We start from the raw sequence: 20,609 nt of genomic DNA, 5'->3' as shown, positions 1-20,609 counted from the left end.
TGGCGCTTGACATCGCGCGGTCCGGATTCTCCCTTGCCCGCCCAGACGCCTTCGCTGCCTTGGCTTGCGAGTCGGGCGCGGGACGGGAAGTGCGGAGACGTCGATGACGAAGGTTCAGCTTGAGGTTCGCGGCCGGGTCGCGGTCGTCACCATCGACAATCCGCCGGTCAATGCGCTGGGTGCGGCCGTGCGCGAAGGGTTGGCGAACGCCGTCAAGGCGGCCAATGCCGATGCCGCTGTCGCCGCGATCGTGATTGCCTCCGCCGGCAAGGCTTTCATTGCCGGCGCCGATATCAGCGAGTTCGGTAAGCCGCCGGCTCCGCCCAGCCTGCCGGACGTGCTCGACGCGATGGAGGGCTCGGCGAAGCCCGTCGTCGCCGCGATCCAGGGCGTGGCGCTCGGAGGAGGGCTGGAAGTCGCGTTGGCGTGCCACGGTCGCGTCGCGCTGCCAGGCGCGAAGCTTGGCCTGCCCGAGATCAAGCTCGGGATCATCCCTGGTGCCGGCGGCACGCAGCGTCTGCCGCGCCTGATCGGGGCGGCCAAGGCCTTCCCGATGATGCTCTCTGGCGAGCCGGTCTCGGCCGGCAAGGCACTCGAATACGGTCTGCTCGATGAAGTTGTCTCCAGCGATGTTATTGCCGCTGCGATCCGGCTGGCCGAGGCGCTGGCGGCGGAGGGGCGGCGCCCGGTGACGAGCGCGGCAACCGGCGAATTGACGGAAGCGGATCGCGAGGCCTTCGAGGCCCTGGCCAGGGAGGCCTTGAAGAAGGCGGATGGCATGCCGAACGTGCCGGCACTGGTCGAGGCCGTGCGCGCGAGCTTCGCGCTGCCTTTCGCGGAGGGCGCAGCCGTCGAGCGCAAGCTCTTCCTGTCGCTCGTCGTCGACGAGCGCTCCAAGGCGCTGCGCCATGTCTTCTTCGCCGAGCGCGAGGTCGCGAAGGTGCCGGGCATCGGGCCGGAGGTGAAGCCGCGCGAGATCGCCAGCGCCGCGGTGATCGGTGCCGGCACGATGGGCGGTGGCATCGCGATGTGCTTCGCCAATGCCGGCATCCCGGTGACCCTGATCGAGACGGCCAAGGCCGCGCTCGACAATGGCCTCAACCGCATCGGCGCGATCTACGACATCTCGGTTTCGCGGGGGTCGCTGACGCCGGAGGCGAAGGCCGGGCGCATGGCTTTGATCAAGCCGGCGGTCGGGCTCGCGGCTGCGGCGGGGGCGGATATCGTGGTCGAGGCGGCCTTCGAGGAGATGGGCGTCAAGCAGCAGATCTTCGGCGAGCTCGACAAGGTCGCCAAGCCCGGCGCCATCCTCGCCAGCAACACCTCCTATCTCGACGTGCCCACCATCGCGGCGGCGACGAAGCGTCCGCAGGACGTGATCGGCATGCATTTCTTCAGCCCGGCCAATGTCATGAAGCTGCTGGAGATCGTCCGGCCGAAGGGCGCCGCCGACGATGCGATCGCGACGGCGGTCGCGCTCGGGCGCAAGCTCGCCAAGGTGCCGGTCGTGGTCGGCAACGGCTTCGGCTTTGTCGGCAACCGCATGCTGGAGCGGCGCACCCGCGCGGCCGAGCGGCTGCTGATCGCCGGCGCCCTGCCGCATGAGGTCGATGCGGCGCTGGTCGGCTTCGGCTTCAAGATGGGCCCCTTCGCGATGGCCGATCTTGCCGGCAACGATATCGGCTGGCGCTCGCGCAAGGCGCGCGGCCTGAAGGCCGCCGTGGCGGATGCGATCTGCGAGGCCGGCTGGTTCGGCCAGAAGACCGGGCGCGGCTATTACATCTATCCGCAGGGCGCGCGCGCTGGGCAGCGCTGCCCCGAGGTCGAGGCGCTGATCGCCCGCATCTCGGCCGAGCAGGGCGTGACGCGGCGTTCTTTCACGCAGGAGGAAATCCTTGCCCGCCTGCTTGATCCGATGGTGAACGAGGGCGCGCGCATTTTGGAAGAAGGCATCGCGGCGCGGCCGGGCGACATCGATATCGTCTGGATTAACGGCTATAACTGGCCGGCCTGGCGCGGCGGGCCGATGTTCTGGGCCGACAGTGTCGGGCTCGACCTCATCGTCAAGCGGCTGGAGGCGCAAGCCGCGGAGATCGGCGACAAGGCGCTGGAGCCGGCGCCGCTGCTCCGGCGGCTTGCGGCCGAGGGCAAGGGGTTTGCCAGCCTGAAGGGGTGACGCGGCGCGCCGTCATTGCGATGAGCGAAAAGCGCTCTATCCTCGCCTGATCCGATAACCTTCCGAGGAGAGCTGCTTGGCTTCGGGGCTGTTTGCGCTGCTGGACGACGTTGCCGGCATCGCCAAGATTGCGGCGTCCTCGGTCGACGATGTCGTGGCGCAGGCCGGCAAGGCCGGAGCCAAGGCCGCGGGTGTCGTCATCGACGATGCTGCGGTGACGCCGCGCTATGCCGTCGGCTTCGCGGCGGCGCGCGAGTTGCCGATCATCTGGCGGATCGCGCTGGGCTCGCTGCGCAATAAACTTCTCATCCTGCTGCCGGGCGCGCTCGTGCTGGCGCTGATCGCACCCTGGGCGATCACGCCGCTCCTGATGGCGGGTGGCGTCTTCCTCTGCTTCGAGGGTGCCGAGAAGCTCCTGGAACTGGTCATGCCGCATGGCGCCCATGGCGAGGGTAAGGCGGGCGGGGCGGCTGGCGATCCGGCGGCACTCGAACAGCAGAAGATCGCCGGCGCTGTGAAGACCGATTTCATCCTCTCCGCGGAGATTATGGCGATCACGCTCGCCGGTGTCTCGGATCAATCCTTCTGGATGAAGGCCGCGGTACTCGCCATCGTCGGCATCGGCATCACGGTTGCGGTCTATGGCGTCGTCGCGCTGATCGTGAAGGCCGACGATGTCGGCATGGCGCTCGCCGCCAACCAGCGGCCGGCAACGAGCCTGCTGGGCCTGCGCCGGCCGGGGCCGGGCGAGGCGGGCGGGCTCGATCGCGTGCTGTCCTGGCTGACGCGGCCGCTGGGGCGCGGCCTCGTCGTTGCCATGCCGCATTTCCTGAACCTGCTCGGCGTGGTCGGCACCGCTGCGATGCTCTGGGTCGGCGGCGGCATCATCATCCATGGGCTGGAAGAGTATGGCCTCGCCGGACTCGGGCATGGCGTCCACGATCTCGCGGTCGCGGCTGGGCGCACGCTGCCGGCAGCGCTGGCCGGTGCCGGCGAATGGCTCGCCGGGGCTGCGCTCGCGGCCGTGTTCGGTGTGATCGTCGGCGGCCTCGCCATCGCCGCCATGAACTGGCTGGTTGGGCCGCTCGTCAGGCTGTTCCGCAAGGACGCGGCGCCGCAGCCCGGCGCCTGACGCCGCTCAATCCAGCCAGGTGGTGAAGCTCTCGACCGGCTCGCGCTCGGGCACGAGGCGGTTGGCCGGCGCACCGGGATCGGCCTTGCCGATGGCGATGCCGCAGACCACGACCTCGTTCTCGGGAATGGCGAGTTCGCGCCGGACGATCGGGTGGAACTGCGCGAAGATCGCCTGCGGACAGGAATCGAGGCCATGGCCCTGCGCGGCGACCAGCAGGGTCTGGATGAACATGCCGAGATCGAGCCAGGAGCCGATCTCGAGATCGCGGTCGATCGTCAGCATCAGTGCGACTGGTGCATCGAAGAAGCGCAGGTTCGCCGCGGTCTGCCGCTTCATGCCCTCGGTATCGCCCTTCACGACGCCGAGCAGGCCGTAGAGGTCCCAGCCGACCTTGCGGCGGCGGGCGAGATAGGGTTCGCGGAACTGTGCGGGATAGTAGCGGTATTCCTCGACGCCGGGGCGCCCGCCGGCATCGAGCGCGGCGAGCAGTGCCGCTTCGAGACGCGCCCGGGATTGCGGGCCGATCACCCGGAGCTTCCAGGGCTGCATGTTGGTGCCGGAGGGTGCCTGCGCCGCCAGATCGATCAGGCGGCGCACGAGAGCGGGCTCGACCGGGTCGGGCAGGAAGGCGCGAACCGCGCGGCGGGCGCGGATCGCGCGTTCGACGGCGTCGATCCCGGTCATCGCTCGCTAGCCCTTTCGCGCTGCCAGGAAGGCGGCGTGCTCCTTCACCAGATCGCCGGCCAGCGCCTTGGCGATCAGGGCGCGGGTGTTGGGCAGGCCGTAGATCGCCGCGAAGGAGCCGAAGCGCGGGCCCTGATCCTCGCCGAACATCACCTGGTAGATCGCTTTCCACCAGTCGCCGGAGACGCCCGGCCGTTCCGGCGTCGCGTTCTTGGCGGTGAGGTTCTGGTAGCGCGGGATGGCGCGGGCGACGTCGAGCGCCGTGTCCTGCACCATCTCGGGCGTCGGATCGGCCGGCAGCGCGGCCAAGGCGGCGTCGAGCTTGGTGAAGGCGTCGCGCTCGACCTCGTCGGCCGGGCGGTAGCTCTTCGCCGGCTTCACGAAGTCGCGGAAGTAGGCGATCGCGTAACCGACCAGCGCATCGAGGCGCGGATGCGTCTCGGCCGACATGCCCGGCGCATAGCGCTGGAGGAAGCCCCAGAGCACGGCCTTGTCCTCGGAATTCGCGACGGCGACGAGGTTCATCAGCAGGCCGAAAGTGACCTGCGTCCGGACCGTGTTGTCCCCTTCGCCGGAAGCGATGACCTCGGGCGACGGGGGCTCGCCGGCATGGATGTGCCAGGCCGGGTTGCCCAAGCGGTTCTTCCAGTCCTGCCGCTCATAGCCGCCGAGGAACTGGAGATATTCGTCGACGGCGCGCGGGATGACGTCGAAATGGAGTTTCTTGGCCTCGCGCGGGCGCTGGAACATGTAGAGCGCCAGGCTCTCCGGCGGGCCATAGGTCAGCCAGTCCTCGATCGTCAGGCCGTTGCCCTTCGACTTCGAGATCTTCTGGCCCTGCTCGTCGAGGAAGAGCTCGTAGTTGAAGCCTTCCGGCGGGGTGCCGTCGAGCGCGCGGGCGATCTGCGAGGAGACCTTGACCGAGTCGATCAAATCCTTGCCGGCCATCTCGTAATCGACGCCGAGCGCGACCCAGCGCATTGCCCAGTCGGGCTTCCATTGCAGCTTCACATGACCGCCGGTGACCGGGGAGACGAAGTGCTCCTTCGTCTGCGGATCGGTCCAGGCGATGGTGCCGGCCTCGACATCGACCTCGTCGATCGGCACCTGCATGACGATGCGCGTCTTCGGATGGATCGGCAGGAAGGGCGAATAGGTCGCGGCCCGCTCCTCGCGCAGCGTCGGCAGCATGATCTTCATCACCGCGTCGTAGCGGGCGAGCATCTTGAGCAGCGTCGCGTCGAACTCGCCGGCACGGTAGGCGTCGGTCGAGGATTTGAACTCGTAGTCGAAGCCGAAGCTGTCGAGGAAGGCGCAGAGCCGCGCATTGTTGTGGCGGCCGAACGAGTCATGCGTGCCGAACGGGTCCGGCACCTCGGTCAGCGGCTTGCCGAGATTGGCGGCGAGCAGCTCCTTGTTCGGCACGTTGTCCGGCACCTTGCGCAGGCCGTCCATGTCGTCGGAGAAGGCGATGAGGCGCGTGGGAATCGTGTTGCCGGTCAGCACCTGGAAGGCGTGGCGGACCATCGAGGTGCGCGCGACCTCGCCGAAGGTGCCGATATGCGGCAGGCCCGAGGGGCCGTAGCCGGTTTCGAAGATCACCGATTTCTTCCCGGATTTCTCGATGCGGGCCACGAGCTTGCGCGCCTCCTCGAACGGCCAGGCGGCCGAACGCTGGGCGGCGTCAACGAGGGCTGCGTCGAAGGCGGGCATGAGGGGCGGTGTCCTCTCCTGAGGGAAAAGAGATATCGCTTATGCGAAGAAGGGCTTTCGCAGATTGCGAAGGCCGCCGTCAATGCGAGAAGGGGCTCGAAATGCGGCAAACGAGGGTGCGGCCCTCGCGCAAAGCGCCTTGCCGGCTCTGCATGAGCGTATAGGGTCTGCCTCGCCTTTTTACAGTTCGACGATGCCTTTGAAAGGATGCCGCCTTGGACCGCGACCTGCTCGACAAGCTGACCGCATGGCGACGACATCTCCACGCCCATCCGGAGCTCGGGCGCCACGAGAAGATGACCAGTGCCTTCGTGCAGGAGAAGCTGACCGAGCTCGGCGTGCCCTTCACCGCCAATGTCGGCGGCTATGGCGTGGTGGCGACGCTGACGAAGGGCTCGTCCGAGCGCACGGTGGGCCTGCGTGCCGACATGGACGCATTGCCGATCCAGGAGGTCAACGATGTCCCCTACAAGTCGAAGACACCCAATGTGATGCATGCCTGCGGGCATGACGGCCACACCACCTCTCTCCTGGGCGCTGCGGCGCTGCTCAAGGCGGACGAGGGCTGGAGCGGCACGGTGCAGTTCGTCTTCCAGCCGGCCGAAGAGGGGACGGGCGGCGCGCTCGCGATGCTGGATGACGGCGTGCTGGAGCGCTTCCCGATGGAGCGCGTCTTCGCGCTGCATAACTGGCCGGGGCTCGAAGCCGGTACGGTCGCGGTGCATCGCGGGCCGGTGATGTCCGAGCCCGGGCGCTTCAAGATCACGCTGACCGGCAAGGCGGGACACGCTGCCCTGCCCGAGCAGAGCCATGACCCGATCGTGGCGATGGGCCATCTGATCGTCGCGCTGCAGACGATCGTCTCGCGCAATGTCGATCCGATGGAATCGGCGGTGGTCTCGATCGGCCAGGTGCATGGCGGGCTCGCCTCCAACCAGATCCCGACCAATGTCTTCATCGAGGGCACCTTCCGCACCTTCGTGCCGGCCGTGCGGGACCGCCTGCTGGCGCGGCTCAACGGCATCGCGCAGAACATCGCCGCGACCTTCGAGATGACGGCCGAGGTCGAGTTCACCTATGGCGTCGCCACGATCAACACGCCGCCGGAAGAGGACATGGCCGCCGCTGCCGGAGAGGCCGCAGGGCTGATCGTCCGGCGCGACATGAAGGCCAGCACGACCGGCGAGGATTTCGCCTATTTCCTGGAGAAGCGCCCAGGTTGCTATATCTGGATGGGCAATGGCCCGGCGGTGAATGGCGGTGCCTTGCATAACGACCGCTACGACTTCAACGATGCGATCCTGCCGGCGACCTCGGGCTGGCTTGCGGCGGTTGCCAAGCAGGCACTGGCCAGCAACGCGCCCTGACGGTCAGTAAGGACTGACCGGGAAGAAGCGCAGATAGAGGCGGGCATAGGTCCCGTCATCCCAGAGCCCCTGCAGCGCGTAGTCGATGGCGCGCTTCAGGGCGGGATCGTCCTTGCGCAGCAGGAAGGCGACACCCTCGCCGAAATAGCGGCTTTCCAGATAGGGCCCGCCCGAGAAGGCGAACTCGCCGCCGCTGCCGGCGAGCGCCAGCGACAAGGCCACGCCGTCGCCGAAGACATATTCCGCCTCGCCGCTGCGCAGCGCTGCCACCGCGGCGTTGAGGTCGGTGCTTTCACGGCGCTGCACGAAGGGCATCAGCCGCTCGAGAAAAGCCTGATGGGCCGTGCCGGAGACGACCGCGACGCGCCGCCCCTGCAGGGCCGCACCGTCAAGTGCTGCCCGGGCGCTGCCGCGCGTGGTGACGAAGCGGGCGGGCGCGCGGAAATAGAGGTGGCTCGCAGCGAAGCGCTCGCGCAGGGCCGGCGTCAGGTTCATCGCGGCGGCGAGTACGTCACCCCGGCCCTCGGCGAGCGAGTCCGTGAGGGTATCGAAGCGGCGCGGCTGGATCGTGCAGGTCCAGCCCAGTTTCTCGCAGACGGCACGGGCGAGCTCGACCGAGAAGCCGGTCAGCGCCCCGTCCGGCCCGGCGAAATGGAAGGGCGGATAGTCGTCATCGGCGAGGAAGCGCACGACGCGCGGCGGGCCGGGCTCGGGCCGGTCGAGCCGGATGCGCGGGTCCCAGAGATTGGGGATGGCGATGCGCGGCGGCTCCTGCGCCAGGGCCGTGGCGACGGTGAGGAGCGAGATCGCAAGGGTGAGCGCGCGAGGCATCGGGCGCATCTGGCGCTGGATAGGAGCGCGGATCAAGGGGGGGGGCGGGAGGCCGTCATGCTCGGCCTTGACCCGAGCATCTCGTCCCGGATGAGGCTCCCGGAACCTTCTTGTCACGAGATTCTCGGGTCGAAGCTGGGCTTCACCCGAGAATGACGCTGAGGGCTTAGCCCAAGCTCGCCGCCGTCGCCTTCGCGCCCTTGTCGAGGAGCGAGGCGAGGTGAGCGGTCACCGGTTTTGTAAACCGAAGGTCGCCCGGCAGGTCGGTTCCGAAGATCGCCTCGATGCCGGTGAGCGCCTCGACCAGCGCTTTCGGATCACGCCCGGCAGTCTCCGTGTGGCGCTTGAGCTCCGCAACAAGCGGATCGCGCACGTCGATGGCGCCGCCCTTTTCGTCGGTGCCGGTGACGTAGCGCATCCAGGCGGCGACGCCGAGCGCGAGATGCTCGATTCCGGCACCGGCCTTCAGCCGCTCGCGGATCGTGCCGAGCAGGCGCTGCGGCAGCTTCTGCGAGCCGTCCATGGCGATCTGCCAGGTGCGGTGGCGGATCGCCGGGTTCTGGAAGCGGACGAGCAGGGCCTTGGCGTAGTCCGCGAGCACGACGCCCTGCGGGGCCGGCACGGTCGGGATGATCTCGGTCCAGAGGCCTTCGAGGAAGCGGGCGAGGACGGGATCACTGCTGGCCTCGGCCACCGTCTCATGCCCGGCGAGATAGCCGAGATAGGCGAGCGAGGAATGCGCCCCGTTGAGCATCCTGAGCTTCATGAACTCGAAGGGCGCGACCTCGGAGACCATCTGCGCGCCCACCTCATGCCAGTCCGGGCGGCCAGCGGCGAAGACGTCCTGGATCGCCCATTGCCGGAAGGGCTCGCCGATGACGGGGGCGGCGTCCTCGGTGCCGATCAGCCTGGCGACTTCGGCGAGGTCGGCCTCGGTCGTCGCCGGCACGATGCGGTCGACCATCGTCGCGGGGAAGGCGCCGTTGGCCTCGATCCAGGTGGCGAGCTTGTCGTCGGTGAGCGCTGCGAAGTCGCGGACGAGGCCGCGCAGCACATGGCCGTTGGAGGGAAGATTGTCGCAGCAGAGCGCGGTGAACGGGCCAAGCCCCGCATCGCGGCGCGCCTTCAGCCCGGCGACGAGGATGCCGACGGCCGAGCGCGGCGCGTTGGGATTGGCGAGGTCGTGGACGATGTCGGGATGATCGGCCTTGAGCTTGCCGGTCGCCGGGTCGTGGCAATAGCCCTTCTCGGTGACGGTGAGCGAGACGATGCGGGTCTCGGGCGCAGCGAGCTTTGCGATGAGAGCGGAGGGGTTTTCGGGTGCGACGAGGACATCGAGCACCGAGCCGATGATGCGCAATTCCGGCCCGGTCGGGGCGAGCTTGAGCAGGGTGTAGAGCCCGTCCTGCGGCTTCAGCCGGTCGCGCTGGTCGGGGCGCTGGAGGCTGGCGCCGGTGATGCCCCAGGCGCCGAAGCAGTGCTCCAGCGCGTCCTCGGTATATTCGGCGAGGTGGCCGCGGGCGAAGGCGCCGAGGCCGAGATGGACGATGCCGGGCTTGAGGGCCGAGCGGTCATAGGCCGGGCGGCGGACCGAGGCCGGCAGGCCGGCGAGAGCGGAAGCGGAGAGGCGGGTCACAGCTTGTAGGCCTCCTTGGCGAGGCGATAGGCGAGGTCATGGGCGACCTCGGCCGCCTCGTCCTCTTCGAGCCGGTGCTCGGCGACGAGCTTGGCGAGATAGGCGCAGTCGACGCGGCGCGCGACGTCGTGCCGTGCCGGGATCGAAAGATAGGCGCGGGTGTCGTCGTTGAAGCCGACGGTGTTGTAGAAGCCGGCCGTCTCGGTGGTGAGTTCGCGGAAGCGCAGCATCGCTTCCGGCGCGTCCAGGAACCACCAGCCCGGTCCGAGCCGCAGCGCCGGATAATGCCCGGCGAGCGGGGCGAGTTCGCGCGAATAGGCGGTCTCGTCCAGCGTGAAGGCGATGACCGTGAGATTGGGCTCGTTGCCGACGGCGTCGAGCAGCGGCTTCAGTGCCTCGACATAGTTGGTCTGCGTCGGAATGTCGGAGCCCATGTCGCGGCCGAAATGCTCGAACAGGGCCGCGTTGTGGTTGCGGTGCGAGCCGGGATGGATCTGGAGCACGAGCCCGTCGTCGAGGCTCATCTTCGCCATCTCGGTCAGCATCTGACCGCGGAAGAGATCGGCATCCTTGGCCGAGACCTTGCCCTTCAGGATCTTGGCGTAGAGCTTCTCGGCATCCGCATCCGAGAGATTGGCCGTGCGGGCGGTGGCGTGGCCGTGGTCGGAGGAGGTGGCGCCGCGCTCCTTGAAATAGGCGCGCCGCTTGCGATGGGCGGCGAGATAGCCGGTCCAGCTGCCGATATCCTCACCGGTCAGTTCGCCCAGTTTCTCGAGATTATCCGAAAAGCCCTCGAATTCCGGATCGACGACGCTGTCGGGGCGGTAGGCGGTGGCGACCTTGCCGCCCCAGCCGGACTCGCGGACCATGTCGTGCCAGCGGAGATCGTCGAGCGCGCCTTCGGTCGTGCTGATCGCCTCGATGTTGAAGCGCTCGAACAGGGCGCGCGGGCGCAGCTCCGGCTCTTCCAGCTTCGCGGCGATCCTGTCGTAGATCTTGTCGGCATTCTCCGGCGTCAGGCGCTCGTTGATGCCGAAGACGGTCGAGGCTGCGTGCTCGAACCAGAGCCGCGTCGGCGTGCCCCGGAACAGGTGCCAGTGATCGGCGAAGAGCTGCCAGATCTTGCGCGGATCGGTCTCGACCTCGCCACCGTCCTTTCTGTTGATGCCAAGCTGTTCGAGGCGCACGCCCTGCGAGTAGAGCATGCGGAAGATATAATGATCCGGCTTGACGAAGAGGGTCGCCGGATCGGGAAAGGCATTGTCCTCGGCATACCAGCGCGGATCGGTATGGCCATGCGGCGAGATTATCGGCAGGTCGCGGACCGTGGCGAAGAGCCGGCGCGCGATGCCGCGGGTTACCGGATCGGCGGGAAAGAGGCGATCGTCGTGCAGCAGCATGGGCATCTCCATCGGTCGCCCCGATCTCTAGAACCGGCGGCAGCGGGGGTCAATCGCCTGGTATACTAGTGCGCCAGAGGACGGCCGCTACCTGTCGGGGATTGCTTCGGAACCGGACTTGCGCTTGTCGTATCTCCCGCGCCATCCTCGCGCCGCAACGGTACCGGAGCGATGGATATGACGACGCGGCGTGAACTCCTGGCAGGGGCGGGACTGGCAGCGCTGGCGGCGCAGCTTCCCGTCGTCGCGCTGGCGCAGGCAAAGGACAGCGTGACCATCGCCCAGACGCTGGAGCCGCCGACACTTGACCCGACATCCGGCGCCGCGCAGGCGATCCGCGAGGTGACGCTGCAGAACATCTTCGAAGGGCTGGTCAAGATCGACCGGACCGGCAAGCTCCAGCCCTGCCTCGCCGAGAGCTGGCAGATCGCCGACGACAACGTCACCTATCGCTTCAAGCTGCGGCAAGGCGCGAAGTTCCACGACGATACGCCGTTCACCGCCGAGCAGGTGAAGTTCTCGTTCGAGCGCGCGGTGGCACCGGATTCCACCAACGCCCAGCGCCAGCTCTTCACGCCCATCGCCGAGATCACCACGCCGGACCCGGCGACCGTGGTGATCAAGCTGAAGCAGCCGACCGCGAATTTCCTCTTCGGCCTGGCCTGGGGCGATGCGGTGATCGTGGCGCCGGCCACGGCCGCCAACAACAAGACCAATCCGGTCGGCACCGGCCCGTTCAAATTCGTGCGCTGGAACCGCGGCGACCGGCTCGAACTCGCCCGCAACGACGGCTACTGGGGCGAGAAGCCGGCGCTGGCCAAGGCGGTCTTCCGCTTCATGTCGGACCCGCAGGCACAGGTCGCGGCGCTCCGGGCCGGCGATGTCGACGCCCATACCAATCTCTCGGCGCCGGAGGCCGTGCCGCAGCTCAAGGCCGATCCGAAGCTCAAGGTCACGATCGGCGGCACCGAGGGCGAGACGGTGCTCGCCACCAACAACGCCAAGCCGCCTTTCGACAATCTGAAGGTCCGCCAAGCCATCGCGCATGCGCTGGACCGCAAGACCATCGCGCTCGGCGTCTATGGCTTCGACGTCAACCTGATCGGCAGCCATTTCTCGCCGCTGCACCCGGCCTATGTCGACCTGACCGGCACCTATCCCTACGACCCCGCCAAGGCCAAGGCGCTGCTGGCAGAGGCCGGCTTCCCGAACGGCTTCAACTGCACGCTGAAGCTGCCGCCGCCCTCCTATGCCCGTCGCTCCGGCGAGATCGTCGCGGCGCTGCTTTCGCAGATCGGCATCAACGCGGCGATCGAGCCGCTCGAATTCCCGCAATGGCTGGAGCGCGTCTTCCGCAACAAGGATTACGACCTCAGCATCATCGCCCATACCGAGCCGCTCGACATCGATATCTACGCGCGCGACGGCTACTACTTCCAGTACAAGGACCCGGACTTCAAGGCGCTGATCGCCAAGATCGCCGTGACCCTGCCGGAGGCCGAGCGCAACGAGCTCTACAAGCAGGCGCAGCGCAAGCTGGCCCAGGATGCGGTCAACGGCTTCCTGTTCATCTTGCCCAAGATCACCGTGGCGAACGCCGCGCTGGAGGGGATGTGGACCGACTGGCCGCTGCCGGTGACGCCGCTGGCGGAATTGCGCTGGCGGTGAGGCCGCCGGCAGGCGGCAGGGCGTCATGATCGGCTATATCCTGCGCCGGCTCGTCGCGCTGGTGCTGACCTTGCTCGCGGCGGCGGTGGTGATCTTCGTCGTGCTCGAAATCCTGCCGGGCGACCCGGCGGCGGTGACGCTCGGCCTCAATGCCGCGCCCGAGGCGCTGACCGCGCTTCGGGCCGAGATGGGGCTCGACAAGCCGGCGGCGCTGCGCTTCTTCATCTGGCTGGGCGGGCTCGTCACGGGCGATCTCGGCCAGAGCTACACCTATCGCGTGCCGGTGCTGCAGCTCATCACCGAGCGCATGGCGGTGACCTTGCCGCTTGCGCTGATGGCGATCGCGTTAGCAACGGCGATCGGCATTCCGCTCGGCATGCTCGCGGCCTCGCGCCATGGCCGGCTGGCCGATGCCGGGGTGATGGCCTTCGCGCAGGCCGGGCTCGCCATCCCGAATTTCTGGTTTGGTCTGCTGCTCGTGCTCGTCTTCGCGGTCGGGCTCGGCTGGCTGCCGGCCGGCGGCTTTCCGGGCTGGCAGGCGGGGATCGGCGTCTCGCTGAAGGCGCTGCTGATGCCGGCCCTTGCGCTCGCCCTGCCGCAGGCCGCGATCATCGCGCGGGTGACGCGGTCCTCGATGCTCGATACGCTGCAGGAGGATTTCGTCCGGACCGCCCGCGCCAAGGGGTTGAGCGAGGGCACGACGATGCGCCGGCATGCGCTGCGCAACGCGCTGATCCCGGTCGTCACCATCCTCGGCCTTCAGTTCTCCGTGCTGATCGCAGGCGCCATCATCATCGAGAACGTCTTCGCCCTGCCGGGGCTGGGGCGGCTCGTCTTCCAGGCCATCGCCCAGCACGATCTCATCGTGGTCAAGGACCTCGTCATGCTCTTCGCCGGGCTGGCGATCCTGATCAATTTCGCGGTCGAACTGCTCTATGGGCTGATCGATCCCCGCCTGAGGCAGTCATGAGCGCGGCTGAGGACAAGGTGCTCGGCGGCAAGCGGCACTGGTGGCTCGCGCCTTCCTTCGTGATCGGCGCTGTGCTGGCCATGCTCGTCGTCGCGGCGGCTCTCGTTTCCTATGTCTGGACGCCCTATCAGCCGACGCAGATGATGATCCTGAACCGCCTGAAGGGGCCGTCGGCGGCAAACTGGTTCGGCACCGACCAGTTCGGCCGCGATGTCTTCTCGATGATCATGGTCGGTGCGCGCAATTCGCTGGCGGTGGGCCTGGGTGCGGTCGGCATCGGCATGGTCGTCGGGACGGCGCTGGGGCTCGCGGCCTCGGTCCGGCGCGACGGCATTCTCGACCATGCGATCATGCGCACGGCCGATTTCACCCATGCCTTCCCGGCCGTGCTGACCGCGATCATGATGACCGCGATCGCAGGGCCGGGCATGCTCAACGCGGTCGTCGCCATCGCCGTGCTGAACCTGCCCTATTTTGCCCGGCTCGCGCGCGGCGCGGCCCTGCAGGTCTGGGCGCAGGACTTCATCCAGGCGGCGCGGGCGGCTGGGCTCAATAACCGGCAGATCACGCTACGCCATGTCCTGCCCAATATCGCCGGCATCCTGGTGGTGCAGGCGACGATCCAGTTTGCGCTCGCGGTGCTGGCCGAGGCCGGCTTGTCCTATCTCGGGCTCGGCACGCAGCCGCCGAACCCGTCCTGGGGGCGGATGCTCAACGAGGCGCAGACCTTCATGGCGGCGCAGCCCTGGCTTGCGATCTTCCCGGGTGCCGCGATTGCGCTGACCGTGCTGGGCTTCAACCTGCTGGGCGACGGCCTGCGCGACGCAGTCGATCCACGCCTGCGGCGCGCCCGGTAAGGCCGTCAGAACAGAGCGGTCGGCGCGAACTGGGCCAGCGCCATCAACGCGATGCCGGCGAGGCCGAGTAGGCCGCCGGTGGCGGCGAGCAGCCCGACGCCGGTGATGATCGCGGCGGACGAGATGACGATCGCGATCTGGATCAGGCCTGACGCGATGTCGAACTTGTCGTCGCGGGCTGCGGCAATGTCGCGCTGGGCTTCGGCCGCCTTGGCACGGGCGGCGAGCTCCTTGCGGCCCTCGTTGGTCTCGGGCTCGGAATCGTAGCGCGCGACGGTCTGCTTCCAACTCTCGATGCGCTTGGTCAGGCGCTGCCGGGCGGCCTCGTCGGTGACGCCGGCAAGCTCGACCTCCAGCGCCTCGGTCGCGGTGCGCACCGTCGTGCCGCGGATCGTCTTGGCCTGGAAGAAGGCCCAGAGATTGGAGGCCTCGATATTCTTGGCGACGGCCTCCTGCTCGGCATTCTTGCCGCCGATCTCTGAGAAGGCGAGCGTCAGCGCCAGCAGCGCGATCAGCAGGGCGATGCGCTTGTTGCCGCCCTCGGGCGTTTCGATGGAACCGGACACGAATCACCTCGTAGGGCCATGGTGGCGGCGCTGTTTAAGGCTTTCCGTTTGGGCAGCAAGAGGGCGATGCGGGTCTAGCGCCCGGCTCGTGGATGGGCGGCGTCATAGGCCGCCATCAGGCGGGTGGAATCGATGCGGGTATAGATCTGTGTCGTGGAGAGCGAGGCGTGGCCGAGCAGTTCCTGGATGGCGCGGAGATCGCCGCCCCGGCCGAGCAGATGCGTCGCGAAGGAATGGCGCAGGGAGTGCGGCGTTGCCGAGGAGGGCAGGCCGAGTGCGCCGCGCAAGCCCTCGACCGCAAGCTGGATGATGCGGGGCGAGAGCGGGCCGCCCTTGGCGCCGACGAAGAGGGGCCCTTCCGGCGGCAGGTGCCAGGGGCAGAGCTTGAGATATTCGGCGATGGCCGCGACCACGACCGGCAACACTGGCACCATCCGGGTCTTGCTGCCCTTGCCGATGACGGTGAGCGTGTCGCCAGCCTGAAGCGGCGCCTGAGTGCGGGCGAGCGAGAGCGCCTCCGAGATGCGCAACCCGCTGCCATAGAGCAGGCCGAGGACGGCAGCGTCGCGAGCAAGGATCCATTGCTCGCGCTCCTCGCCGGCGCGGGTATCGGCCTGGGTGACGGCGCGGGCGGCCGAGGGCTCGAGCGGGCGCGGCAGCGACTTGCCGAGGCGTGGGCCGCGGGTCGCGGCAAAGGCAGCGGCGGTGAGCTTGCCGTTCCGCTCGCCGAAGCGGGCGAAGGAGCGCAAGGCCGCGAGTTGGCGCATCAGGGTGCGGTTGCCGACGCCGTCGCGCCGGCGCTGGCCGAGGAAAGCGCGCAGGTCGACGGGCTTGAGCGCGGCGATGTCGGAAAGCGAGGGCGCGCCACCGAGATGCTCGGTGAGGAAAGCATGGAACTGGCCGAGGTCGCGGGCATAGGCCTCCAGCGTCTTCGGCGAAAGGCGCCGCTCGGCCGAGAGGTGCGAAAGCCAGTCACGCCGGAAGGTATCGAAATCGGTCATCGTGGAAGCATGACGCTCCTGCCTTAACAGCAGCCGAATCGGTGCTAGACACTGGCGCGATGGATGAGACGGCGGACATGATCGAAGGCGGCACGGTCGACGTGCTGATCCCGCTCGGGCTCGATCAGGCCTATAGCTATGCCGTGCCGGTCGGGCTCGTGCTGAAGCCCGGCGATGTCGTGCAGGTGCCGCTCGGGCCGCGCGAGACCGTCGGCGTCGTCTGGGACGTTGGTTCCGGGCGCGGCGGCAATCTCAAGAAGGTCACCAGCAAATACGACATGCCGCCGCTCGATCCGGCGCTGCGCAAGCTCGTCGACTGGGTCGCCTGGTACACGCTCGCACCGAAAGGTTCGGTGCTGGCGCTGGCACTGCGTCGGCAACCGGACGACACGCCCGAGCGGCCGAAGCTTGGGGTGAGGCTCGCAGGTCCGCCGCCGGGGCGGATGACGCCGGCGCGGGCGCGGGCCATTGCGGCGGCCGAGGGCGGGTTGCTGATCGGGAAATCGGCGCTGGCCGAGGCGGCGTCCGTCAGCGCGGCGGTGATCGATTCCCTCGTCGATGCCGGCACCTTCATCGTCGAGCCCCTGCCGCGAGAAGCGATCGCGGCCTTGCCTGATCCCGACCATGCTAAGCCGGAACTCTCGGAAGGGCAGGCGGAGGTCGCGCAAGCACTGGTGGCGTCCGTGCAGGCGAAGGTCTTCGGTGTCTCGTTGCTCGAAGGCGTCACCGGCTCGGGCAAGACGGAAGTCTATTTCGAGGCGGTGGCGGAGGCGATCCGGCTCGGTCGCCAGAGCCTGATCCTGATGCCCGAGATCGCGCTGACCGCGCAGTTCATCGACCGGTTCGAGACCCGCTTCGGTGTCAGGCCCGGCCTGTGGCATTCGGCGGTGACGGGCCGCAAGCGGGAGCGCCTGCAGGCGGCGATCGCATCGGGCGAAGCCAAGGTCGTGGCCGGCGCGCGCTCGGCCCTGTTCCTGCCCTATAGCGATCTCGGCCTCATCGTCGTCGATGAGGAGCATGAGAGCGCCTACAAGCAGGAGGACGGCGTCTCCTATCATGCGCGCGACATGGCGGTGGTGCGGGGCCGGATCGAGAATGCACCCGTCGTGCTGGCCTCGGCGACGCCCTCGCTGGAGACCCGCGTCAATGCCGAGCGCGGACGCTATGCCCATCTCAGGCTGCCCGAGCGTTTCGGCGGGCGCGAGTTGCCGCAGCTTGGGCTGGTCGACCTGCGCCGCGACAAGCCGGAGCGGGGGCGCTGGCTCTCGGGCGCGCTGATCAAGGCGGTCGAGGCCAATCTGGAGGCCAAGGAGCAATCCCTGCTCTTCCTCAACCGGCGCGGCTATGCGCCGCTGACGCTGTGCAGGGATTGCGGCCACCGCTTCCAGTGCCCGAACTGCTCGGCCTGGCTGGTCGACCATCGCTTCCGGCGGGCGCTGGTCTGCCATCATTGCGGCCATGTCGAGCGCCGGCCGCATGAATGCCCGGCCTGCCACAAGCCCGAGAGCCTCGTCGCCTGCGGGCCGGGCGTCGAGCGGCTGGCCGAGGAGGTCGCGACGCTTTTTCCACAGGCGCGTTCGATCGTACTCTCCAGCGATTTTCCGGGCGGGACCGAGCGGCTGAAGACGGAGCTGATGGCTGTGGCGGAAGGCGAGTTCGACATCGTCATCGGCACCCAGCTCGTCGCCAAAGGCCATAATTTCCCGGGAATGACGCTGGTCGGTGTGATCGACGCCGATCTTGGCCTCACATCCGGCGATCCACGCGCGGCGGAGCGAACCTTCCAGGCCTTGCGACAGGTCACCGGGCGCGCAGGGCGGGGCGAGAAACCTGGCCGCGCCCTGCTTCAGACGCATGACCCGGAGCATCCTGTGCTCAAGGCACTGATCTCGGGCGATCCGGAGCGGTTTTATGCCGCAGAGGAGGCATCGCGGGAGGCCGCGGGCCTGCCGCCTTTCGGGCGATTGGCGGCGCTGATCGTCTCCGCCAACAACCAGGCCGAGGCCGAAAGCCATGCGCGGGCGCTGGCGCGCTGCGCCGAGGCCAATGACGGAATCATGGTGCTGGGGCCGGCGGAAGCGCCTTTGGCAGTGCTGCGCGGGCGCCATCGCATGCGCCTGATCGTCAAGACGGCGCGCGAGATCAACCTGCAGGACTATCTGCGCGGCTGGCTGAAACGGGCGCCCCGGCCCAAGGGCTCGGTCCGGGTCGCGGTGGACGTCGATCCGCAAAGCTTCCTTTGAAGAGGTGAAAGGCGCGGCAAAATCGCCGCTAATGAAGGGCAATCAGCGATTGCGCGGCCCGGAACCGCATGCTAGTGCACCGCCACATTTCGGTCGCGAAGTCGTCTTGCCGACTTCGGGCCTATGATACTCGCAGTGTCGGGAGCATACACTCCACCTTCGTCAGGAAGGTCGCCGGTGTGGTCCCTTGAAACGAGAGACGGGAAGCGTGGCTGAAGGCGGATCGCAGGGGACATTGGTGTCGGGCGTAGCTCAACGCTATGCCACCGCTCTGTTCGAGTTGGCTCAGGAGGCAGGCGCGATCGACGCCGTCGCGGCCGCTCTGGATAGCTTCAACGGTCTGCTCGCCGAGAGCGAGGACCTCCGTCGCCTGATCGAGAGCCCGGCCTTCACCGCCGAGGAGCAGGTCGCGGCGATCAAGGCCGTGCTCGAGAAGGCCGGCATCACCGGCATTGCCGCCAATTTCATCGGCCTCGTCGCCAGCAAGCGCCGCCTCTTCGCGCTGCCGGGCATGATCGCCGGCTACAAGCGTCTGGTCGCCGAGGCCAAGGGCATCGTCTCCGCCGAGGTGACGGTCGCCGAGCAGCCCACGGCCAAGCGCGTCGACGAGATCCGCGCGGCGCTGAAGGGCGTCGCCGGCAAGGATGTCGACGTCTCGATCAAGATCGACCCGGCCCTGATCGGCGGGCTCATCGTCAAGATGGGCTCCCGCATGGTCGATGCCTCGCTGAAAACCAAGCTCAATTCAATTCGTCTTGCCATGAAAGAGGTCGGCTGATGGACATCCGCCCCGCTGAAATCTCCGCCATCCTGAAGGCTCAGATCTCGAATTTCGGCTCGGAAGCTTCGGTCACCGAAGTCGGCCAGGTTCTCTCCGTCGGCGACGGCATCGCCCGCGTCTACGGCCTCGACAAGGTCCAGGCCGGTGAGATGGTCGAATTCGAGTCCGGCGTGCGCGGCATGGCGCTCAACCTCGAGAGCGACAATGTCGGCGTCGTGATCTTCGGTTCCGACCGCGAGATCAAGGAAGGTCAGACCGTCAAGCGCACCGGCGCCATCGTCGACGTTCCCGTCGGCAAGGAGCTGCTCGGCCGCGTCGTCGACGCGCTCGGCAACCCGATCGACGGCAAGGGCCCGATCAAGTCCAAGACCCGCGCCCGCGTCGACGTCAAGGCGCCCGGCATCATCCCGCGCAAGTCGGTGCATGAGCCGATGGCGACCGGCCTCAAGGCGGTCGACGCCCTGATCCCGATCGGCCGTGGCCAGCGCGAGCTGATCATCGGCGACCGCCAGACCGGCAAGACCGCCCTGGCGCTCGACACGATCCTGAACCAGAAGCCCCTCAACGTCGAAGGCGCTCCGGAGAGCCAGAAGCTCTACTGCGTCTACGTCGCCGTCGGCCAGAAGCGCTCGACCGTCGCCCAGCTCGTGAAGGTGCTCGAGGAGCGCGGCGCGATGGAGTATTCCATCGTCGTGGCGGCCACCGCCTCGGACGCCGCCCCGATGCAGTTCCTGGCGCCCTTCGCCGGCTGCGCCATGGGCGAGTTCTTCCGCGACAACGGCATGCATGCCGTCATCATCTATGACGACCTCTCCAAGCAGGCCGTCGCCTACCGCCAGATGTCGCTGCTGCTGCGCCGCCCGCCGGGCCGCGAGGCTTATCCGGGCGACGTGTTCTATCTCCACTCCCGCCTGCTCGAGCGCGCGGCGAAGATGGGTGAGGCCGCCGGCCTCGGCTCGCTGACGGCGCTGCCCGTCATCGAGACCCAGGCGAACGACGTTTCGGCCTATATCCCGACCAACGTGATCTCGATCACCGACGGCCAGATCTTCCTGGAGACGGACCTGTTCTACCAGGGCATCCGCCCGGCCGTGAACGTTGGTCTCTCGGTGTCGCGCGTCGGTTCGTCGGCGCAGACCAAGGCCACCAAGAAGGTTGCCGGCAAGATCAAGGGCGAGCTCGCCCAGTATCGCGAGATGGCCGCCTTCGCCCAGTTCGGCTCGGACCTCGACGCGGTCACGCAGCGCCTGCTCAACCGCGGCGCCCGCCTGACCGAGCTCCTGAAGCAGCCGCAGTTCTCGCCGCTGAAGATGGAAGAGCAGGTCGTCGTGATCTATGCCGGCGTGAACGGCTATCTCGACGCGCTTCCGGTCAACAAGGTCCGCGCCTTCGAGGACGGCCTGCTCTCGCTGGTCCGCGGCAAGCATGCCGACATGCTGAACGAGATCGGCACGTCGAAGGACCTGTCGGACGCCAATGCCGCCAAGCTCAAGGACATCGTGACGGGTTTCGCGAAGTCCTTCGCCTGAGGACGGGCTTCCCGTCATGGTCGGCCTCATGCCGGCCATTCACGCCTTGCGG

Annotated in this window: 16 protein-coding genes; 9 read left to right on the top strand and 7 right to left on the bottom strand. The window is 68.0% G+C overall.

The window, feature by feature from the left end:
* Positions 1–103 precede the first annotated feature (103 nt).
* Both FHT98_RS09165 and FHT98_RS09160 read left to right on the top strand, forming a co-directional pair.
* Positions 104–2,176, top strand: coding sequence for a 3-hydroxyacyl-CoA dehydrogenase NAD-binding domain-containing protein (locus FHT98_RS09165; protein ID WP_142113825.1), 2,073 nt, complete (start codon positions 104–106; stop codon positions 2,174–2,176).
* Between the two features lie 76 nt (positions 2,177–2,252).
* Positions 2,253–3,308: a DUF808 domain-containing protein gene (locus FHT98_RS09160; protein WP_142113824.1), complete on the top strand. Its 1,056-nt coding sequence runs from the start codon at positions 2,253–2,255 to the stop codon at positions 3,306–3,308.
* Between the two features lie 6 nt (positions 3,309–3,314).
* Here the strand turns inward: FHT98_RS09160 and FHT98_RS09155 are convergent, their stop codons facing one another.
* Both FHT98_RS09155 and FHT98_RS09150 read right to left on the bottom strand, forming a co-directional pair.
* The gene (locus FHT98_RS09155; protein WP_142113823.1) at positions 3,315–3,995 is read right to left on the bottom strand and encodes a nitroreductase; all 681 of its coding nucleotides are present in this window, start codon (positions 3,993–3,995) and stop codon (positions 3,315–3,317) included.
* A gap of 6 nt (positions 3,996–4,001) precedes the next feature.
* Positions 4,002–5,708, bottom strand: a complete 1,707-nt coding sequence (locus FHT98_RS09150; protein ID WP_142113822.1) for a lysine--tRNA ligase — start codon at positions 5,706–5,708, stop codon at positions 4,002–4,004.
* Positions 5,709–5,923: 215 nt separating this feature from the next.
* Between FHT98_RS09150 and FHT98_RS09145 the strand changes: the two genes are divergently transcribed.
* On the top strand, positions 5,924–7,075 hold the full coding sequence (locus tag FHT98_RS09145; RefSeq protein WP_061971381.1) for an amidohydrolase: 1,152 nt from the start codon (positions 5,924–5,926) through the stop codon (positions 7,073–7,075).
* A 3-nt stretch (positions 7,076–7,078) separates the two neighbouring features.
* On the opposite strand, the gene FHT98_RS09140 is transcribed toward FHT98_RS09145, so the two are convergent.
* The 3 genes from FHT98_RS09140 to uxaC all read right to left on the bottom strand — a co-directional run bounded on the left by FHT98_RS09140 (position 7,079) and on the right by uxaC (position 10,942).
* Positions 7,079–7,906: a transporter substrate-binding domain-containing protein gene (locus FHT98_RS09140; RefSeq protein WP_248309184.1), complete on the bottom strand. Its 828-nt coding sequence runs from the start codon at positions 7,904–7,906 to the stop codon at positions 7,079–7,081.
* Positions 7,907–8,072: 166 nt separating this feature from the next.
* On the bottom strand, positions 8,073–9,542 hold the full coding sequence (locus FHT98_RS09135) for a mannitol dehydrogenase family protein (protein WP_142113821.1): 1,470 nt from the start codon (positions 9,540–9,542) through the stop codon (positions 8,073–8,075).
* Entirely contained in the window at positions 9,539–10,942 is a 1,404-nt protein-coding gene (gene uxaC, locus FHT98_RS09130) for a glucuronate isomerase (RefSeq protein WP_185745110.1), read from the bottom strand. The genes FHT98_RS09135 and uxaC overlap by 4 nt, the downstream gene beginning before the upstream one ends.
* Positions 10,943–11,119: 177 nt before the next feature.
* Here uxaC and FHT98_RS09125 point away from each other — a divergent pair, with 177 nt between their 5' ends.
* The 3 genes from FHT98_RS09125 to FHT98_RS09115 are packed head-to-tail and all read left to right on the top strand — an operon-like array spanning position 11,120 to position 14,437.
* On the top strand, positions 11,120–12,610 hold the full coding sequence (locus FHT98_RS09125) for an ABC transporter substrate-binding protein (protein WP_142113820.1): 1,491 nt from the start codon (positions 11,120–11,122) through the stop codon (positions 12,608–12,610).
* A 25-nt stretch (positions 12,611–12,635) separates the two neighbouring features.
* Entirely contained in the window at positions 12,636–13,580 is a 945-nt protein-coding gene (locus FHT98_RS09120; protein WP_091860047.1) for an ABC transporter permease, read from the top strand.
* A complete protein-coding gene (locus FHT98_RS09115; protein WP_142113819.1) occupies positions 13,577–14,437 on the top strand; it encodes an ABC transporter permease in 861 nt (286 codons plus the stop codon). Before FHT98_RS09120 ends, FHT98_RS09115 begins: the two co-directional genes overlap by 4 nt.
* 5 nt (positions 14,438–14,442) lie before the next feature.
* On the opposite strand, the gene FHT98_RS09110 is transcribed toward FHT98_RS09115, so the two are convergent.
* Positions 14,443–15,003 (bottom strand): DUF4337 domain-containing protein, encoded by a 561-nt coding sequence (locus FHT98_RS09110; RefSeq protein ID WP_142113818.1) that lies wholly within the window; start codon positions 15,001–15,003, stop codon positions 14,443–14,445.
* 74 nt (positions 15,004–15,077) lie between these two features.
* Positions 15,078–16,004 carry a tyrosine recombinase XerC gene (locus FHT98_RS09105; RefSeq protein WP_142113817.1) on the bottom strand — a complete coding sequence of 309 codons (927 nt, stop codon included), beginning with the start codon at positions 16,002–16,004 and terminating at the stop codon, positions 15,078–15,080.
* A 59-nt stretch (positions 16,005–16,063) separates the two neighbouring features.
* On the opposite strand from FHT98_RS09105, the gene FHT98_RS09100 reads away from it, so the two are divergent.
* The 3 genes from FHT98_RS09100 (at position 16,064) to atpA (ending at position 20,557) form a co-directional block, all read left to right on the top strand.
* A complete protein-coding gene (locus FHT98_RS09100) occupies positions 16,064–18,247 on the top strand; it encodes a primosomal protein N' (protein WP_248309183.1) in 2,184 nt (727 codons plus the stop codon).
* A gap of 208 nt (positions 18,248–18,455) precedes the next feature.
* Complete coding sequence (locus tag FHT98_RS09095; RefSeq protein ID WP_061971394.1) at positions 18,456–19,025, top strand: F0F1 ATP synthase subunit delta; 570 nt, start codon at positions 18,456–18,458, stop codon at positions 19,023–19,025.
* Positions 19,025–20,557, top strand: a complete 1,533-nt coding sequence (gene atpA, locus FHT98_RS09090; protein ID WP_091860014.1) for a F0F1 ATP synthase subunit alpha — start codon at positions 19,025–19,027, stop codon at positions 20,555–20,557. The genes FHT98_RS09095 and atpA overlap by 1 nt, the downstream gene beginning before the upstream one ends.
* The last annotated feature ends 52 nt before the right edge of the window (positions 20,558–20,609 follow it).

The sequence above is a fragment of the Allobosea sp. AK1 genome (assembly GCF_006714945.1).
GTDB classification, from domain to species: Bacteria; Pseudomonadota; Alphaproteobacteria; order Rhizobiales; family Beijerinckiaceae; genus Allobosea; species Allobosea robiniae.
The sequence above is the reverse complement of the archived record's forward strand: the minus strand, read 5'-3'. Positions and strand labels throughout refer to the sequence as shown.

Bases quoted from the DNA above. Each gene is read 5' to 3' on its own strand.
- FHT98_RS09165 (WP_142113825.1), top strand. From the start codon at position 104: ATGACGAAGGTTCAGCTTGAGGTTCGCGGCCGGGTCGCGGTCGTCACC.
- FHT98_RS09155 (WP_142113823.1), bottom strand. From the start codon at position 3,995: ATGACCGGGATCGACGCCGTCGAACGCGCGATCCGCGCCCGCCGCGCG.
- FHT98_RS09150 (WP_142113822.1), bottom strand. From the start codon at position 5,708: ATGCCCGCCTTCGACGCAGCCCTCGTTGACGCCGCCCAGCGTTCGGCC.
- FHT98_RS09140 (WP_248309184.1), bottom strand. From the start codon at position 7,906: ATGCCTCGCGCGCTCACCCTTGCGATCTCGCTCCTCACCGTCGCCACG.
- uxaC (WP_185745110.1), bottom strand. From the start codon at position 10,942: ATGCTGCTGCACGACGATCGCCTCTTTCCCGCCGATCCGGTAACCCGC.
- FHT98_RS09125 (WP_142113820.1), top strand. From the start codon at position 11,120: ATGACGACGCGGCGTGAACTCCTGGCAGGGGCGGGACTGGCAGCGCTG.
- FHT98_RS09120 (WP_091860047.1), top strand. From the start codon at position 12,636: ATGATCGGCTATATCCTGCGCCGGCTCGTCGCGCTGGTGCTGACCTTG.
- FHT98_RS09115 (WP_142113819.1), top strand. From the start codon at position 13,577: ATGAGCGCGGCTGAGGACAAGGTGCTCGGCGGCAAGCGGCACTGGTGG.
- FHT98_RS09105 (WP_142113817.1), bottom strand. From the start codon at position 16,004: ATGACCGATTTCGATACCTTCCGGCGTGACTGGCTTTCGCACCTCTCG.
- FHT98_RS09100 (WP_248309183.1), top strand. From the start codon at position 16,064: ATGGATGAGACGGCGGACATGATCGAAGGCGGCACGGTCGACGTGCTG.
- atpA (WP_091860014.1), top strand. From the start codon at position 19,025: ATGGACATCCGCCCCGCTGAAATCTCCGCCATCCTGAAGGCTCAGATC.